Below are 16929 nucleotides of genomic sequence, written 5' to 3'. Positions count from 1 at the left end.
GCCGCGCCACGACAAGGGCCACCGGCTGTCGCCCTCCGACATCAACTACCGCGCCAATATCGACGTGCTGAAGCGCGCCGGCGTCACCGACCTGATCTCGCTGTCGGCCTGCGGCTCGTTCAAGGAAGAGCTGCCGCCCGGAACCTTCGTTCTGGTCGATCAGTTCGTCGATCGCACCTACAAGCGCGAGAGTTCGTTCTTCGGCAAAGGCTGCGTCGCCCACGTCTCGATGGCGCACCCGGTGTCGCCGCGGCTGCGCATCCATCTTGCCGCGGCCGCCGAGGCCGAAGGCATCACGTATGCGCGTGGCGGCACATATCTTTGCATGGAAGGTCCGCAATTCTCCAGCTATGCAGAGAGCGTCACCTACAAGCAGCTCGGCTATTCGGTCATCGGCATGACCAACATGCCCGAGGCCAAGCTCGCCCGCGAAGCCGAGATCTGCTACGCGACCGTGGCGATGGTGACGGATTTCGACTGCTGGCATCCGGACCACGACGCGGTGACCGTGCAGGACATCGTTCGCGTGCTCACCACCAATGCCGAAAAGGCCAAGAGCCTCGTGGCGCGGCTCGCGCAGGACTTCCCGCGCGAACACGAACTCTGCCCGATCGGATCCGACCGCGCCCTCGACACCGCGCTGATCACCCAGCCCGACGCGCGCGATCCGGAATTGCTGAAGAAACTGGATGCAGTGGCGGGGCGGATTTTGAAGGTTTGACGAGGCAGCGGTACGCCATGACTAAGGTCAGTCAGTCAGCGGACAATGAGTTAAGAAAGCTTTCGGCCAGCTTCCTGAGCAGTCTTGGCGTCGCAGTCGTCGCTGCTGGTGTACTCGCTCCCGGGCTTTCACTCTTGTCGGAAAACCCCTTCATTTCCAAGAACTCCTTCTTGGTTGTTGGTGCAGGTTGCGTCGTCCTTGCTTTCTTCCTACATTTTCTTGGACGAGGCATCGTGAGGAAGATCCAATGAACAACGTGGTCTATCTCTTAACCGTGCCTGCAATGGTGCTGATTGCTTCCTTGCTGCTTTACTGGCACGTCAATCGCGTCAGCCGAGGTTAGCGCCGTGGCAGTGATTTCACGATTGTCCGGCGGAGACTCATGAAAGTCGACGGCATTCACACCCGCTCCATCTGGCTCGAGCCGGATGGCTGGACCGTGGCGGCGATTGATCAGCGGCGGTTGCCGCATGAGTATGTGATCGCTAAGCTCACCAATTGCGACCGCGCGGCGGACGCGATCCGCTCGATGCTGGTGCGCGGCGCGCCGCTGATCGGTGCGACGGCGGCCTATGGCATGGCGCTGGCGATGCGTGAGGATGCGTCCGACGCGGCGCTCGAACAGGCCTACGCCAAGCTGATCGCCACCCGGCCGACCGCCATCAATCTGAAATGGGCGCTCGACGAGATGCGCCGCGTGCTGCGTCCGGTGAAGCCGGCTGAGCGCGTCGCGGCTGCGTATCAGCGCGCCGCCGAAATCGCCGACGAGGACGTCGCGATCAATCAGGCGATCGGCGCCAATGGCCTGAAGCTGATCGAGGCGATCGCGGCGACCAAGAAGCCCGGCGAGCGCGTCAACGTGCTGACGCATTGCAACGCCGGCTGGCTCGCCACCGTCGACTGGGGCACCGCGACGGCGCCGATCTATCAGGCGTTCGACGCCGGCATTCCGATTCACGTCTATGCGGACGAAACCCGGCCGCGCAATCAGGGCGCCTCGCTCACGGCCTGGGAACTCGGCCACCACGGCGTCGACCACACGGTGATCCCGGACAACACCGGCGGGCATCTGATGCAGCACGGCATGGTCGATCTCTGCATCGTCGGGACGGATCGCGTCACCGCCGACGGCGACGTCTGCAACAAGATCGGCACTTATCTGAAGGCGCTGGCTGCGGCCGACACCAAGGTGCCGTTCTACGTCGCGCTGCCGTCACCGACGATCGACTTCACCATCCACGATGGCGTGAAGGAAATTCCGATCGAACAGCGCGAGGCTGCCGAGGTCACCGACATGACGGGCCGCACCGCCGATGGCCGGATCGAAACCGTGCGGATCGTGCCGCCGGGCTCGCAAGTCGCCAATTACGGCTTCGACGTCACCCCGTCCCGACTGGTCACCGGCCTGATCACCGAGCGCGGCGTGTTGAAGCCCGATCGCGCGTCGCTGGCGGCGGCCTTCCCGGAGCGCGTGGCGCGGGAGCGGCAACTCGCCGCCTCCTGACCGTTTTCTGAAAAGGCCTGTCAGCCCGGCCATGACGGCACGGCGGATGTCATGCCGACATCGCGGCTCGGTCCGGATGGCACCCATACACCGCCCAGTCCCCCCCCCCCCGCGCGGCCGAAGGTCACGCGGGAAACTGCTCGCGTGCGGCGTCGTTGTGGTTATGCTCGGCCCGATGCGCCGGCCTATTCCCCGGCGAAGGATTTTGACGATGACCGACCAGCCCAGGCAGCCCGAGCGGCCGCGCTTCGAACCGGAGATCATTCCGCCAGGCGAGTCCCACGACCCGCGCGGTACGCGGGTGTTTATCGACCAGACCACCACCGAGCAGATTTTCGTCGGCCGGATCAGCCCGTTGCAGATGTTCATGCTGGCGCTGGGGATCGGCGCGGTGATCGCCGTGGTGCTGGTGATTCTGCTCGGCGCGTTCCTGCTGTGGATTCCGATCGTCGGCCTGTTGATCGCCGCCGGCCTGGTGGCCGGCGTGCTGCGTCCGTTTTTCCAGCGCCGGGGATAGCGGCCTGCGATTGATCCGCGTCAGCGAACGGTCAGCCGCGATCCAGCATAGCAGCGCCACTCGGATCGCTCCCGGAGACCGTTCGTGTCGAACCTGCGCAAACGCCCGCTGCTGGCCGGCCTGATCCTGGCGCTGATGCTCGCGCCTGCAACCCTGCCTGCTTCTGCGCACGACCATGACCACGACCGCCACGATCATGACGAGGCGCGGCTCGCCGTGCAGCGCGGCGAGATCCGGCCGCTCGCCGAATTGCTGACGATGGTGCGCGACAAGCTGCCGGGCGAGATCACCGGGGTCGAGATCGAGCGGCATCACGGCCAGTGGCTGTATGAATTCATCGTCGTCGACAAGGCCGGGCGGATGTACGAAGTGCATGTCGATCCGCAGAACGGCGAAATCCGCAAGACCAGGGAAAAGTGATGCGGGTGCTGGTGGTGGAGGACGACCGCCGGATCGCCGCCGATCTGGCACGGGGCCTGGCTGAAGCCGGCTACATCGCCGACTGTGTCGCCGACGGCGAGGACGCATGGTTTCGCGGCGACACCGAGGACTACACGGCGATCATTCTCGATCTCGGCCTGCCGCGGCTCGACGGCCTGACCATTCTGAAGCGCTGGCGCGATAACGGCCGGCGCACCCCGGTGCTGATCCTGACCGCGCGGGGAAGCTGGGCCGAGCGCGTCGATGGCATCGACGCCGGAGCTGACGATTATCTGCCGAAGCCGTTTCAGATGGAGGAGCTGCTGGCGCGGCTGCGCTCGATCGTGCGCCGCTCGGTGGGCCATGCTTCGTCGGTGACGACGATCGGTGAGGTCACGCTCGACGAGCGGCAGATGCAGGTATCGGTGCGCGGCGTCCCGGTGGCGCTGTCGCCGCTGGAATATCGACTAGCGTCCTATCTGATGCTGCACCGTGGCCGCGTGGTGTCGCAGTTCGAGCTCAACGAGAACATCTACGGGCAGGACGACGCGCACGATTCCAACGCTATCGAGGTGCTGGTCGGCCGCGTGCGCAAGAAGCTCGGCGCCGACCTGATCGAGACGCGGCGCGGCTTCGGCTATATCGTGCCGGGAGACGGCGCGTGACGCGGCATTCGCTGCGGCTGCGGCTGATCGCCGGCGGCGCCGCGGCGATCCTGATTGCGCTCAGCGTCGCCGGCATAGGACTCACCATCCTGTTCGAGCGCCACGTCACCCGCACCATCGCGGACGATCTCGAGGTCTCGCTGAAGCAATTGCTCGCCGGGCTGGAGGTCGATACCGACGGCCATCTGGTGCTGGCGCGGCCGCCGGCCGATCCGCGGTTCTCCGAGCCGCTCTCGGGACTGTACTGGCAGGTCGGCGACGATCACGACCAGTTGCTGCGCTCGCGCTCGCTGTGGGACGACCGGCTGACGGTGCCCATCGATCAGCCGGGGCCGGGCGAAGTGCATCACCATGACATCGCCGGTCCCGCGGGCGCGCGGCTGTCGATCGTCGAACGCCGGGTGATCCTGACCATCGCCGGCAAACCGGTGCCGGTCCGCGCCATGGTGGCGGTCGATCTGGCGCGGGTCGATGCCGCCGGCAAGGCGTTCGCGCGCGATCTGGTCGTGGCGCTCGGCATTCTGGGCGCGGTGCTGGCGCTCGCTACGTCGGTGCAGGTGGTACTTGGTCTGCGGCCACTGCGGGCGCTGCGTCAGGGCGTGGCCGATATCCGCGCCGGCCGCAGCGATCGTTTGCCGCAATCGGTGCCGGACGAGGTGCGGCCGCTGGTCGAGGAGGTCAATGCGCTGCTCGAGGCGCAGGCGCGCGAGATCGCGCGGTCGCGCGATCGCGCCGCCGATCTCGCCCATGGCCTGAAGACGCCGCTGGCCGCCCTCGCAGCCGATGCAGCGCGGCTGCGCGCGGGCGGGGAAGACAAGCTGGCGCGCGACATCGAGGCGGTCGGCACGGCGATGAGCCGCCACGTCGATCGCGAGCTGGCACGCGCCCGGCTTCGCGGCGAAGTCCGTCGCGGTGCGGTCCCGCCGGTCGATCTGGCCCCCCTGGTGCGCTCGCTGATCACCATCCAGTCGCGCACGCCCGCGGGCGCGCGCATCGATTACCAGATGCAAATCGCCGACTACACGGCAGTGCGGCTGGATCGCACCGATCTGGCCGAAGTGCTCGGCAATCTGCTCGACAACGCCACCCGCCACGCCCGCAGCCGGGTCCGGATCGGCACCAGTTGCGACGCCGACGGCTTCTGCATCGCCATCGAGGACGACGGCGAGGGGCTCGAAGCGGAAGCCTGCGCCACCGTGCTCGGCCGCGGCATCCGGCTCGACCAGCGCGGCGAAGGCGCCGGCCTCGGCCTCGCCATCGTCCAGGACGTCCTAGACGCCTACGGCTGGTCCCTGCATCTCTCCCGATCCGAGCTCGGGGGCCTGAAAGCGAGCTGCTGCACGGTGACGGCGACGTAGTTGCCTTCGTTCGCGGGCTCGCCTCCTGCCTCCACGGTCATCGCCCGGCTTGTCCGGGCGACCCAGTATTCCAGAGCGCTGTTTGGTAGGCGGTGCGCTTGCCACAGATGCTCTTGAATACTGGGTCACCCGCATTCGCGGGTGATGACGGCTCGTTTTGTTGGATGCGCCGATCATCTTGCCATCACGGAGCCGCGCGCTATATGCGGGGTTTCCCATCCCTGTTCAGGATTGAGCGCTCCCCCATGACGACGACTGATACCGCCGCCGAGACCAAGCCGTTCCAGGCCGAAGTGGCCGAGCTTTTGAATCTCATGGTGCATTCGGTCTATTCCGAGACCGACATCTTCCTGCGCGAGCTGATTTCCAACGCCTCCGACGCGCTCGACAAGCTGCGTTACGAGTCGATCTCCAAGCCCGAGCTGATGGCCGAGGGCGGCGAGCCGAAGATCCGGATCATCCCGAAGAAGGCTCCGGACACGCTGACGGTGCGGGATAACGGCATCGGCATGGACCGGCAGGAGCTGATCGACAATCTCGGCACCATCGCCAAATCCGGCACCAAATCGTTCCTGTCGAAGCTTACCGAAGCCAAGGATGGCGCCGGGCTGATCGGCCAGTTCGGCGTCGGCTTCTACGCCGCCTTCATGGTGGCCGATAAGATCACCGTCACCAGCCGGCGCGCCGGCTCGGGTGAAGTCTGGACCTGGACGTCGTCCGGCGGCGCCGGCTTCGACATCGCGCCGGGCTCCGAAGAAGACGCTGCGCGGGTCGAGCGCGGCACCGAGATCGTGCTGCATCTGAAGCCCGACGCGTCGAAATATCTGGAGGCCTATCAGATCGAGCGGATCGTCGGCGAGTACTCCGACAACATCCAGTTTCCGATCGAGCTGGTGCCCGAAGAAGGCGAGCCGCGGCAAATCAATTCGGCCAGCGCGCTGTGGCAGCGCTCGAAATCCGAGCTGACCGAGGAGGACTACAAGAAGGCCTATCAGCAGGTCGCAAACGCGTTCGACGAGCCGGCGATGACGCTGCACTACCGCGCCGAAGGCCGGCAGTCCTACGTGGTGATGCTGTTCGCGCCCTCGACCAAGCCGTTCGACCTGTTCGAGCCGGAACGCAAGGGCCGGGTCAAGCTCTATGTCCGCCGCGTCTTCATCACCGCGGATGCCGATCTGCTGCCGCCCTATCTGCGCTTCCTGCGCGGCGTGATCGACTCGGAGGATTTGCCGCTCAACCTGTCGCGCGAAATGCTGCAGAACAATCCGCAGCTGGCGCAGATCCGAAAGGCGGTCACCGGCAAGGTGATCGGCGAGCTGGAAAGCCTCGCCGACAAGCAGCCCGAGCAGTTCGGCAAGATCTGGGACTCGTTCGGCCCGGTGCTGAAGGAAGGCATCTACGAAGACTATGAGCGCCGCGAGAAGCTGCTGTCGCTGGGGCGCTTCACCACGACGGCCGGCGAGAACCGCACGCTGGCGCAATATGTCGAGGCGATGAAGGAGAACCAGACCGAGATCTATTATCTGGTCGGCGACTCGATCGAGCGGCTGAAGTCGAATCCGAAACTGGAATCGGCCACCGCGCGTGGCATCGAAGTGCTGCTGCTGACCGATCCGGTCGATGCGTTCTGGACCTCGGCGCCGCTCGATTTCGGCGGCAAGCCGCTAAAGTCGCTGAGCCAGGGCGACATCAATTTCGACCTGATCCCGAAACTCGACGCCGACAAGAGCGAGGACAAGCCGGACGAGACCAAGGCCGACGAGGCCACGGTGATCGCGGTGATCAAGGATGCGCTCGGCGATCGCGTCAGCGACGTCAAGGCGTCCCAGCGGCTGACCTCGAGCGCGTCGTGCCTCGTCGCCGGCGGCTTCGGCCCGGATCGCGAACTCGAGAAGATGCTGGCCCGCGCCAACAAGGGCGCGGCCACCAAGCCGATCCTCGAGGTCAATCTCGGCCACCCGCTGGTCACCGCGCTGGCGGACGCCAAGGCCGACAAGGCCGAGGCATCCGACCTGTCGTTCCTGCTGCTGGAGCAGGCGCAGATCCTCGACGGCGAGCTGCCCGAAGATCCCGCCGCCTTCGCCGGCCGGCTCAACCGTCTGGTGCTGCGCGGCCTTGCCGCGCATGGTTAGCGGCTGAATAACAAACAGGGTTACCGTTTTTTTAATCCCTGAAGTGCACTCTGCTCGGCGTCGTAGTGTCGAGCAGAGTTTTGTCGATGAGCCGCCTCCTTGTTACCGCCGCCGTCCTGTCGGCGGCGCTGTCGCCCGCCGCCGCTGCGGATCTGCCTCGCTTGCTCCCGCCAGCGCCGCCGGCGCAGTGGAATTGGACAGGCCTGTACTGGGGCGCGCATCTTGGTGGCAGCTACGGCCAATCGTCCTTCACCAGTCCGTTCGGTCCTTCGCTGTATGGCGACCATGTGCGGACGCCGTCGGTGCTGGCTGGTCTGCAACTCGGCTACAACTATCAATTCGCGCCGAACTGGCTCGTCGGCGTCGAGGCCGACGTCAGCGCGCTGAACGGCGACGGCACCCAGACCTGCTTTGCGCCCGACGGCTTCTTCCTGTCGGCGAATTGCCGCGTGAAGCACAATGCGATGGCGACCGGCACCGGCCGGCTCGGCTTCGTCACCGGCCGCGGCGGACGCACGCTGCTGTACGGCAAGGCCGGCGTGGCCTGGCTTGCCCAGAGCATCGACATTGCCACCAATCCGATCGGCACGCAGACCAGTTCGAACGACGGCCGTTTCGGCTGGACGGTCGGCGCCGGCATCGAGCAGGCGCTGGCCCCGGCCTGGTCGGTCAAGTTCGAATACGGCTACGCCGATTTCGGCAGCAAGACGATGGCGACGCCTGGCAGCTTCGCGCAGCTGTTCTATCCGACGTTTTACATTCCGGTGCCCGGCAGCACGACCTCGGTCAGCCAGACCAGTCACACCGTGAAGGTGGGCCTCAACATGAAGTTCGGCGGTGATGCTTATGCGCGGTTCGACGACTACGCGTTGCGCGGCGGGCTGCGCGACGAGCCGGTGATCGCCGATGCCGAGATCGGCGCGCGGGTGTGGTACAGCTTCGGCCGCTTCCAGAAGGATCTCGGCGCCGGCATCACCGAGGGTCGGCAGAACGTGCTGAATTCGCGGCTGACCTACGACACCACGGCGGCGTCCGGCGAATTGTTCGGCCGGCTCAACGGGCCGTCAGACTTGTTCATTAAGGGCTTCGCCGGCGGCGGCACGCTGACCAAGGGCACGATGAACGATGAAGACTGGCTGATTTCACGCCAGCGCGTGCCGTATTCCAACACGCTGTCGGATCCAGTGAAGGGCAACATCGCCTATGCGACATTCGACGCCGGCTACGATCTGATTCGAGGCCGCGACGCACGGTTCGGCGGATTCGTCGGCTACAACTACTACCGTGACAACAAATCGGCCTATGGCTGCGTGCAGTTCGCCAATCCGAATGCCGACTGCATTCCGAGTTTCCCGAACTCGACCCTGGGTATCACCGAAAACAACACCTGGCATTCGCTGCGCCTCGGCGTCAACGGCACCATCGGGCTCGGCCACGGACTGACGCTGACGGGCGATGCCGCCTATCTGCCCTATGTGAAGTTCTTCGGCGAAGACAACCATCTGCAGCGCCGGGATGTCAGTAACACGGTATCGCCGGAGCGCGGCACCGGGCAGGGCGTGCAGCTCGAGGCGATCCTATCCTATCAGGTCAACAACGCCTTCAGCGTCGGGGCCGGCGCGCGGTATTGGGCGATGTGGGCGACGACGGACGCCTATACCAATGCATTCGGCTCGGACTGCCCGTGCCAGACCTTGCCGGCCCGCACCGAGCGTTACGGAACCTTCCTGCAGGCGGCCTACAAGTTCGACAGTCTGAAGTAGTCGGTCCCACGCTCAGTTCCGCACGGCAAAAAATCCGCTGGTCCGTTGCCGGCTTCTTGAATAGGGTGCCGCCCAAGCAAAAAGCTGGGAGGCACTCTCGTATGAACTTCAAACTGTTCTCTGCCGCGCTCGCCACCACCGCCCTGATCGCCATCGCGCCGGCTGCGGCGGAAGGCGTCAAGATCGGCATCCTCAACGATCAGTCCGGCGTCTATGCTGACTACGGCGGCAAGGGCTCGGTCGAAGCCGCCAAGATGGCGGTCGAGGATTTCGGCGGCGAAGTGCTCGGTCAGAAGATCGAGATCGTTTCGGCGGACCATCAGAACAAGCCCGACACCGCGGTGACGATCGCGCGCAAATGGTTCGACGTCGACGGCGTCGACATGATCACCGAGCTGACCACCTCGTCGGTGGCGCTGGCGGTGCAGGACCTCGCCAAGGAAAAGAAGAAGATCGACATCGTGGTCGGCGCCGCGACCTCGCGTATCACCGGCGACGCCTGCCAGCCCTACGGTTTCCATTGGGCTTTCGACACCCGCGCGCTCGCGGTCGGCACCGGCGGCGCGCTGGTGAAGGCCGGCGGCGACACCTGGTTCTTCCTCACTGCCGACTACGCGTTCGGCTATTCGCTCGAGAAGGACACCAGCGAGATCGTCCAGGCCAATGGCGGCAAGGTGCTCGGCTCGGTGCGGCATCCGCTGAATTCGTCGGACTTCTCCTCGTTCCTGCTGCAGGCGCAGGCCTCCAAGGCCAAGGTCGTCGGCCTCGCCAATGCGGGCCTCGACACCGCCAACGCGATCAAGCAGGCGGCGGAATTCGGCATCGTCCAGGGCGGCCAGAAGATGGCCGGCCTGCTGATGACGTTGGCCGAAGTGCATGGCCTCGGGCTTAAGGCCGCGCAGGGCCTGGTGCTGACCGAGGCGTATTATTGGGACCGCGACGACAAGTCCCGCGAATTTGCCGAGCGCTATTTCAAGCGCACCAACCGGATGCCGAGCATGATCCAGGCCGGCACCTATTCGGCGACGCTGTCCTACCTCAAGGCGGTGAAGGCCGCCGGCAGCAAGGATACCGAAGCGGTGGCGGCGAAATTGAAGGAACTGCCGGTCGACGACGCTTTCGCCAAGGGCAACGTCCAGGCCAACGGCCGCTTCGTCCACGACATGTATCTGTTCGAGGTCAAGAAGCCGGAAGAGTCCAAGAAGCCCTGGGACTACTACAAGCAGCTCGCCGTCGTCCCCGGCGACCAGGCCTTCCCCACCGCCAAGGACAGCGGCTGCCCGCTGACGAAGTAAACGCGCGCGGTTAGTTGAGATGAGATTTGAGCCGGCGCCTCGAAAGGGGCGCCGGTATTTCCGTCATTGCGAGCGAAGCGAAGCAATCCAGCGTTCTGCAATGAGCTGGATTGCTTCGTCGCTTCGCTCCTCGCAATGACGGAGAGTCTTCGAAGCAGCCATCTCCGAAGCCGTCATTCTGAGGTTCGGATCGCGAAGCGCGGCGGGTGAGGGCACTCCTCTCCGCGAGTCGCTGAGTTCTTGCTCGGGGCTCCCTCACCCCAGCCCTCTCCCGCAAGCGGGCGAGGGAGTCGGCTGTGCTCGGGTCACGCGCCAAGCATCCGATGCACCACACCGTACACCGAACCACCCCACAGCCCCGCGGCGGCGACCATTTGAACGGCGAAGCCGGCGCCGCGCTTGGCGGCGGCGTTGGAATAGCCGATCAAGTACATGATCCGGCCGATGATCCACACGCCGCCGAGCAGGGCGGCGAACAGGTCGCTCAGATAATACGCGAACAGCCACAGCGACGGCAGGAAGATCGGCATCCACTCCAGCGTGTTGGCCTGCACCCGGAAGACCCGTTCGAAGTCCGGGTTGCCGGTGGTGGCCGGCGCCTTGACGCCGTAGACGCCGCGGGCGCGGGCGACCTGCAGCGTGGTGTAGAAATAGAACATCACCGCCAGCAGGGTCGCGATCGTGGTGTAGTAGAACATCCCGGCCTCCCAGTTCTCTGCTTTGTTCGCTCCGGCTGACCCGCCGGTTGCCCGCCAGCTTGAACTCAATAGCCGGTCATCTCAAGATAGCCGATGCCGGTCTGGCTGCCGGCAAAGCTGATCGGCCCTTCCCAATAGGGAAAGCTGGTGCCCATCCAGCTTGCCGGATTGAGCGGCGTGGTCTCGATCGCCAGGTCGTGGCCCGGCACGCTGACCCGCCAGCGCGTCGGCAGCTTGCGGCCGGCGGTCTCCGTGGTGGCGAGCGGCTCCAGTGCGATTGCGTCCGGTGCCAGCTGTTCGGAGCGTCCATCGCGGCCGATCCAGTTGCCGGCGAAGTAATGCCCGCCGCCGCTCTGCCGCAGCCGGAACAGCATCACCTTCTCGCCGGACGCCAGATGCAGCGAAAACCAGTCCCAGCCAGTCTGGTCGGACGCCAGCGGCTGGCTGGAGAATTCGCGGTCCATCCAGGCGATGCCATCCACGTCGACCGGCTTGCCGTCGAGTGTCAGCGTACCACGCACCGTGAAGTAGGGCTGGCTGTAGTAATACGAGGCCTGGCCGCGCTCGGATTTGCGCGAATAGCCGGCGTCGCCTTGCAGCACCAGCGGCCGGTCGGCGGTGAGCCGCAGCTTGTAGGCGAAGTCGGCGCCCGCCGCGGTGACATCGAGCGGCGACAGCGTCGCGGCGTCCATCGCGTCGCCGCCACGCAGCGCCCAGTCATCGATGACCGCGCTGAATGGTTCGGCTGTCACGCCGGCCTGGCCGGTGCCGCCACGTGCGAACTTCTCGGCGAAGCGATGCGTGTCGGCGCTGGTCAGCGCCGCATGCGCCATCCACACCTGCTGATTGGCCCAGCCTTCGCGCTGCGGCCCCGGCGTCATCGCCTGGCGAAACAGCGTCCACTGTACGCCATAGGCCTTGCCGGCCGCGTCCTTCAGGTTCGCGGTGAGGTACCACCACTCGATCCGGAAATCCGGATGCGCGCCGTGATCCTGCGGGAACGTCAGCGTGCGCCCGGGCACGACCGGCGCGAATGCGCCGGCCTCGCTGCCGAGCCCTGCGAAGCCCTGAGCCAACGCGCGCGGGCCGCCGAGGCCTGCCGCTAGCAGCCCACCTGCAAAGGCGCGGCGTGAGATCAAGTTAGCGCTCATCGGCGAACACCTTCACCAGCCGCGCCGGCTGCATCCGCAGCAGCTTCAGGATCGGCAGCGCCGCCGCGATCAGCGACGCCAGCAGCGCGACGCAGAGCAGCTTGATCAGCTCCAGCGGAAACACCTCGAACGGCAACCGCCAGCCGAACGCCTTGACGTTGACGACGGCGATCAGACACCACGCCACCAGCAGCCCGAGCGGCAGCGCCAGCGCAGCGGTCAGCGCCGCCATCGACAGCGTCTTCATCAGTTCGACGAACGCCAGCTTGCGCCGGCTGATCCCGATCGCCCACAGCGGCGCGACCTGCGGCAGCCGCGAATTGCCGAGCGTCAGCAGGCTGGTCAGCAGCGCGACGCCGGCGATGCCGAGCGTGAAGGCGTTCAGCGCCGTGGTCACCGCGAAGGTGCGATTGAAGATGCGTTTGGACTCGGTCTTCAGCGTCGCCTGATCGGCGAGGCTGCGATTGTCGAGCTTGAACGTGGTGCGCAGGTCATCGACCAGCGCCGGCACGCGGGCGGGATCGACGCGCAGGCCGAACCGCGTCTGCGCCACATCCGGGAAATGCGCGATCAGCGCCTGATAATCGACGCCGATCTGGCCACGCGGATTGCCGTAGTCGGCGTAGATCGCCGCGACGTGGAGCGGCCAGGGGCCACTGCCGGTCGGCACCTCGATGCGATCGCCGAGCCCGAGCTTCATCCGCCGCGACAATTGCTCGCTGATCATCGCGCCATCGCCGCGCGCGACCGCGTCCCAAACATCGGAGGTGCGTTGGAGCAGCGGCCAGTTGTCCCGATAGGTTGGATCGTCCGCAAAGCCGATGATCTCGGCCGGCCAGCCATCCAGCTTCACCTCGGCGCGCGCGCCGGGCAGCAGCGCGATGACTTCGGGCCGCTGCTGCAGCCAGGCTTTGATCTCGGTCGCCTGCTGATCGTTCGCCGCGTTGAGATAGACCTCGGCAGCAAGCCGGCCGTCGAGCCAGCGCACGAAGGTGCGGCTGAAGCTCTCCACCATGGTGCCGACGCCGACATTGACGCCGAGCGCCAGCAGCAGCGCCATCAGCGCCAGCGACAGGCCGGAGAGTTGCAGCCGGTTGTCGGCCCAGAACCATTTCGCCAGCGGCCGCTGCGAGGCGCGTTCGCCGAGCGCCAGCACCAGCCCGAGGACGGCGGGCAGTCCCAGCGCCGCGCCGAGCAGGATCGCGGCCAGCACCGCAAAGCCCGAGATCAGAGAGTCGCCGAAGATCAGGAAGCCGGCGGCTGCGGCGAACACCAGCGCGGCGACGCTGCCCTGGAGGATCAGCCAGCGCTGCTGCGCCTGCTGCCAGGCGAACGCTTGCGCGGCGGCCAGCACCGGCATCCGCGCTGCCTTGATCAGGCTGGCGGCCGCCGCCGCGAGCGCGCCGAGGATGCTGATGGCGATGCCGGCCAGCCACCATTGCGGCTTCAGCGACAGTTCTCCCGGGATCTGCGCCCCATACAGGCCACGCAGGCTGGCGGCGACATCCGGCAGCAGCGTCGCGGCGATGAAGTAACCGCAGACCAGGCCGATCAGCCCGGCGACCAGCGCGATCAGCGTCAGCTCGATCACCATGACGCTGTTGAGGAGCCGCGCCGAGGCGCCGCAGGCGCGTAGCGTGCGCAGGGTCGGCCGGCGCTGCTCGAAGGCGAGCCCGATCGCCGAATTGACGATGAACAGGCCGACCAGAAACGACAGCAGGCCGAACGCGGTGAGATTGAGATGGAAGCTGTCGGTCAGCCGCTCGAGATCGGTCTCGGTGTCCGGCTCGACGCGCTTGAGCTGATCGCCGACGACGTCGTGCAGCGGTGCGCGCGCGCCGCCAGCCTTGGTACCGATCAGCAGCCGCGAAACCTGATCCTGCAGCCCGAGCAGCGGCTGCGCAAAGCCGATGTCGGTGACCAGCACGCCCGGCGCGATCTCGGGCTGCGGCTTGAGCGGCGGAAGCTTGCCGCCGTTGCTGAGCGTCGGCGTCGCGCCTTCGCCGAGCTGCAGTTCGCGCATCGTGTCCGGCGAGATCAGCGTCTGGCCCGGCGGCAGGATGAAGCCTTGGAGATTGGCGGTGCCGATCGCCGGCGCGGCGCTAGCTTCCACCGGCAGCGACAACGGCTCGATGCCGGCGAGCCGCAGCGTGCGTCCGCCGAGCCTGACCTGGCCTTCGACGACGGGCGACACCGGCCAGCCGGCGCGGCGGAGATCGACGAACAGGCGTTGCGGGAAGTGATCGCTATTCGGCGCGACGAGCGTGGCGGTGCGGGCGCCGCCGAGTGTCGCCGCGGCGCGGTCGTAGCTGGTGCGCGCCTGTGCGTTCAGCGCCTGCACGCCGCTCCACAGTGCGGTCGCCGAGATCAGGCCGATCAGCAGCGTGGCGAATTGCAGAGGATGCCGCCGCCAGTGGCTGAGCAGCACGGCGAGGATCCACAGCGCGCGCTTCACCGGATCAACCCGGAATGCAGATGGACGCGGCGGTCCAGCATGCCGGCGAGCCGTTCGCTATGCGTCACCATCAAGAAGCCGCAGCCGGTGCGGCGGACCAGATCGGTCGCCAGCGCCAGCACGCTGTCGGCGGTGTCCTCGTCGAGATTGCCGGTCGGCTCGTCCGCCAGCAGCAACACCGGCTTCACCGCGAGCGCGCGGCCGATCGCGACGCGCTGCTGCTGGCCGCCGGAGAGCTGTTCAGGATAGCGCTTCAGCAGCGTGCCGAGCCCGAGGCGCTCGATCAGTTCGGCCTGCCACGTCGCATCGTGGCGGCCGGCGAGGCGGGACTGGAATGCGAGATTGTCGGCGACGGTGAGGCTGGGGATCAGGTTGAACTGCTGAAACACCAGCCCGAGCCGGTCGCGTCGAAACGCGGCGCGCTCCGCATCCGAAAGCCGCGCGATGTCGGCATCGCCAAATCGAATCGCCCCGGCATCGGGCTGATCGAGGCCGGCGATCAGATGCAGCAGCGTGCTCTTGCCGCTGCCGGATTCTCCGGTCAGCGCCACACTCTCGCCGGCCGCCAGCGCAAGGTCGACGCCGCGCAGCACCGCGACGCTGTCCTGCCCGGAGGAATAGGATTTGGTCAAGCCGGAGACGCTCAGCATCGCGGCGCGAGCCGCCATGCGTGCCTGGTCCGGCCGGTCGTCGTCGTTCTGGTCAATCCTCGGATGTCCCGGTCTTCACGTGTCCGTCCGATATGGTGCGCGGCCGTTTGCGACTCAATGACGAGCGGCCGGATTGTTTGCGCTGCAGCGCGGCTTGCTGCGACGATTTGGCAATACGCGATTGCATCAGGGACTGAACGGCGGCAGCATCGCATCAAGCCCGCCCACGAGGCGTTGCGCGATCACGTTCGGGAGGTTGCCCTTGGACAATCCAGCCACGCCGAAAGGCGCCTGGAGGATCACGTTCCTCCTGTTTCTGTTCATGGTCGTCAACTTCGCCGACAAGATCGTGGTCGGCCTCGCCGGCGTGCCGATCTCGCGCGACCTCAAGCTGACGCCCGAGCAGTTCGGCCTGCTCGGCTCGTCCTTCTTCTTCCTGTTCTCGATCGCCGCGATCGTGGTCGGCTTTGTGGTCAACCGGGTCGAAGCGCGCTGGGTGCTGCTGGTGCTGGCGCTGATCTGGGCGGTGGCGCAATTTCCGATGGTGGGCGAAGTCAGTTTCGCCACGCTGCTGATCTGCCGCGTCATCCTCGGCGCCGGCGAAGGGCCGGCGTTCTCGGTCGCCGCGCATGCGATCTACAAATGGTTTCCCGACCACAAGCGCACGCTGCCGACCGCGATCCTGTCGCAGGGCTCGGCGTTCGGCGTGATCCTGGCGGTGCCGGCGCTGAACTGGATCATCGTCAATCATTCCTGGCACTACGCGTTCGGCGCGCTCGGCCTGGTCGGGCTGATGTGGGCGGCGGCGTGGCTGGCGCTGGGCAAGGAAGGGCCGCTGGTGCCGACGCCCGCAGCGGCGGCGGCCGAGCCTCGGATCCCCTACGCGCGGCTGCTGACGTCGCGCACCTTCGTCGGCTGCGTCGCCGCGACGTTCGGTGCCTATTGGGCGCTGTCGCTCGGGCTGACCTGGTTCACCACCTACATCATCACCGGGCTCGGCTTCACTCAGCACGATGCCGGGCTGATCTCGGTGACGCCGTGGCTGTTCGGCGCCGCGGTGGTGCTGCTCACCGGGTGGCTGTCGCAAACGCTGATGGCGCGCGGCGTGTCGACCCGGCGCGCCCGCGGCGTGCTCGGCGCGGCGCCGCTGGTGGTCGGCGGGCTGATCCTGCTGTCGATGCCGCTGCTCCACTCGTCAGCGGCACTGATCGCTGCGCTGGTGGTCGGCGCCGGGCTGTGCGGCTCGATCTATGTGGTGTGTCCGCCTATGATCGCCGAGTTCACCCCGGTGTCGCAGCGCGGCGCCGCGATCGCGATCTATGGCGCGCTGTACACGCTGGCCGGCGTCGTCGCGCCGCTGGTGATGGGCAGTGTGGTGCAGACCGCCGCATCGCCGAACGCGGGCTACCTGACTGGTTACATGATCAACGGCGCCGTGCTGATCGCCTCCGGCCTGCTCGGTCTGCTGCTGCTATGGCCGAACACCGAACGGGCAAGGTTGCTGAGCGCCGCCGCTCCCGCCGCGGTCGGCCTGCGCACGCCGGCGTAGTAAAAAGCCTCCGTCAGGCCCGGGCTTGTCCCGGGCATCCACGCCTTGCCG

Annotated in this window: 14 protein-coding genes; 10 read left to right on the top strand and 4 right to left on the bottom strand. The window is 66.6% G+C overall.

Going from position 1 to position 16929, the window contains the following annotated elements; translation table 11 throughout:
* From ACOJTD_RS20320 to ACOJTD_RS20280, 9 genes are all read left to right on the top strand, one after another.
* Window positions 1–721: S-methyl-5'-thioadenosine phosphorylase (locus tag ACOJTD_RS20320; protein ID WP_420134669.1), on the top strand; the 721-nt coding region annotated here is incomplete at its 5' end.
* Between the two features lie 382 nt (window positions 722–1103).
* Window positions 1104–2225 (top strand): S-methyl-5-thioribose-1-phosphate isomerase, encoded by a 1122-nt coding sequence (gene mtnA, locus ACOJTD_RS20315; protein ID WP_420134668.1) that lies wholly within the window; start codon window positions 1104–1106, stop codon window positions 2223–2225.
* A gap of 211 nt (window positions 2226–2436) precedes the next feature.
* A complete protein-coding gene (locus ACOJTD_RS20310) occupies window positions 2437–2742 on the top strand; it encodes a hypothetical protein (RefSeq protein ID WP_420134667.1) in 306 nt (101 codons plus the stop codon).
* A 135-nt stretch (window positions 2743–2877) separates the two neighbouring features.
* Complete coding sequence (locus ACOJTD_RS20305; RefSeq protein WP_420134673.1) at window positions 2878–3162, top strand: PepSY domain-containing protein; 285 nt, start codon at window positions 2878–2880, stop codon at window positions 3160–3162.
* Window positions 3162–3827: a response regulator transcription factor gene (locus tag ACOJTD_RS20300; protein ID WP_420134666.1), complete on the top strand. Its 666-nt coding sequence runs from the start codon at window positions 3162–3164 to the stop codon at window positions 3825–3827. Before ACOJTD_RS20305 ends, ACOJTD_RS20300 begins: the two co-directional genes overlap by 1 nt.
* Window positions 3824–5185: a sensor histidine kinase gene (locus tag ACOJTD_RS20295; RefSeq protein ID WP_420134665.1), complete on the top strand. Its 1362-nt coding sequence runs from the start codon at window positions 3824–3826 to the stop codon at window positions 5183–5185. The genes ACOJTD_RS20300 and ACOJTD_RS20295 overlap by 4 nt, the downstream gene beginning before the upstream one ends.
* Before the next feature lie 245 nt (window positions 5186–5430).
* On the top strand, window positions 5431–7317 hold the full coding sequence (gene htpG, locus ACOJTD_RS20290) for a molecular chaperone HtpG (protein ID WP_420134664.1): 1887 nt from the start codon (window positions 5431–5433) through the stop codon (window positions 7315–7317).
* Window positions 7318–7403: 86 nt separating this feature from the next.
* On the top strand, window positions 7404–9080 hold the full coding sequence (locus ACOJTD_RS20285; RefSeq protein ID WP_420134663.1) for an outer membrane beta-barrel protein: 1677 nt from the start codon (window positions 7404–7406) through the stop codon (window positions 9078–9080).
* A gap of 101 nt (window positions 9081–9181) precedes the next feature.
* A complete protein-coding gene (locus ACOJTD_RS20280) occupies window positions 9182–10375 on the top strand; it encodes an ABC transporter substrate-binding protein (RefSeq protein WP_420134662.1) in 1194 nt (397 codons plus the stop codon).
* A gap of 305 nt (window positions 10376–10680) precedes the next feature.
* Here ACOJTD_RS20280 and ACOJTD_RS20275 read toward each other — a convergent pair whose 3' ends face one another.
* The 4 genes from ACOJTD_RS20275 to ACOJTD_RS20260 all read right to left on the bottom strand — a co-directional run bounded on the left by ACOJTD_RS20275 (window position 10681) and on the right by ACOJTD_RS20260 (window position 15329).
* Entirely contained in the window at window positions 10681–11073 is a 393-nt protein-coding gene (locus ACOJTD_RS20275; RefSeq protein ID WP_420134661.1) for an MAPEG family protein, read from the bottom strand.
* A gap of 65 nt (window positions 11074–11138) precedes the next feature.
* Complete coding sequence (locus tag ACOJTD_RS20270; RefSeq protein ID WP_420134660.1) at window positions 11139–12224, bottom strand: lipocalin-like domain-containing protein; 1086 nt, start codon at window positions 12222–12224, stop codon at window positions 11139–11141.
* Window positions 12214–14679 (bottom strand): FtsX-like permease family protein, encoded by a 2466-nt coding sequence (locus ACOJTD_RS20265; RefSeq protein ID WP_420134659.1) that lies wholly within the window; start codon window positions 14677–14679, stop codon window positions 12214–12216. Before ACOJTD_RS20265 ends, ACOJTD_RS20270 begins: the two co-directional genes overlap by 11 nt.
* A complete protein-coding gene (locus tag ACOJTD_RS20260) occupies window positions 14676–15329 on the bottom strand; it encodes an ABC transporter ATP-binding protein (protein ID WP_420134672.1) in 654 nt (217 codons plus the stop codon). The genes ACOJTD_RS20265 and ACOJTD_RS20260 overlap by 4 nt, the downstream gene beginning before the upstream one ends.
* Window positions 15330–15651: 322 nt before the next feature.
* Here ACOJTD_RS20260 and ACOJTD_RS20255 point away from each other — a divergent pair, with 322 nt between their 5' ends.
* The gene (locus ACOJTD_RS20255; protein ID WP_420134671.1) at window positions 15652–16878 is read left to right on the top strand and encodes an MFS transporter; all 1227 of its coding nucleotides are present in this window, start codon (window positions 15652–15654) and stop codon (window positions 16876–16878) included.
* Window positions 16879–16929: the final 51 nt, after the last annotated feature.

This window comes from Rhodopseudomonas sp. (genome assembly GCF_048594845.1).
In the GTDB taxonomy this organism is placed as follows: Bacteria; Pseudomonadota; Alphaproteobacteria; order Rhizobiales; family Xanthobacteraceae; genus Rhodopseudomonas.
Note: the sequence above shows the minus strand (reverse complement) of the source record. Positions and strands in the feature narration are given on the sequence as shown.

Coding starts and splice junctions, on each gene's coding strand:
- mtnA (WP_420134668.1), top strand. CDS start 1,104: ATGAAAGTCGACGGCATTCACACCCGCTCCATCTGGCTCGAGCCGGAT.
- ACOJTD_RS20310 (WP_420134667.1), top strand. CDS start 2,437: ATGACCGACCAGCCCAGGCAGCCCGAGCGGCCGCGCTTCGAACCGGAG.
- ACOJTD_RS20305 (WP_420134673.1), top strand. CDS start 2,878: ATGCTCGCGCCTGCAACCCTGCCTGCTTCTGCGCACGACCATGACCAC.
- ACOJTD_RS20300 (WP_420134666.1), top strand. CDS start 3,162: ATGCGGGTGCTGGTGGTGGAGGACGACCGCCGGATCGCCGCCGATCTG.
- htpG (WP_420134664.1), top strand. CDS start 5,431: ATGACGACGACTGATACCGCCGCCGAGACCAAGCCGTTCCAGGCCGAA.
- ACOJTD_RS20285 (WP_420134663.1), top strand. CDS start 7,404: ATGAGCCGCCTCCTTGTTACCGCCGCCGTCCTGTCGGCGGCGCTGTCG.
- ACOJTD_RS20280 (WP_420134662.1), top strand. CDS start 9,182: ATGAACTTCAAACTGTTCTCTGCCGCGCTCGCCACCACCGCCCTGATC.
- ACOJTD_RS20275 (WP_420134661.1), bottom strand. CDS start 11,073: ATGTTCTACTACACCACGATCGCGACCCTGCTGGCGGTGATGTTCTAT.
- ACOJTD_RS20270 (WP_420134660.1), bottom strand. CDS start 12,224: ATGAGCGCTAACTTGATCTCACGCCGCGCCTTTGCAGGTGGGCTGCTA.
- ACOJTD_RS20260 (WP_420134672.1), bottom strand. CDS start 15,329: ATGCTGAGCGTCTCCGGCTTGACCAAATCCTATTCCTCCGGGCAGGAC.
- ACOJTD_RS20255 (WP_420134671.1), top strand. CDS start 15,652: ATGGTCGTCAACTTCGCCGACAAGATCGTGGTCGGCCTCGCCGGCGTG.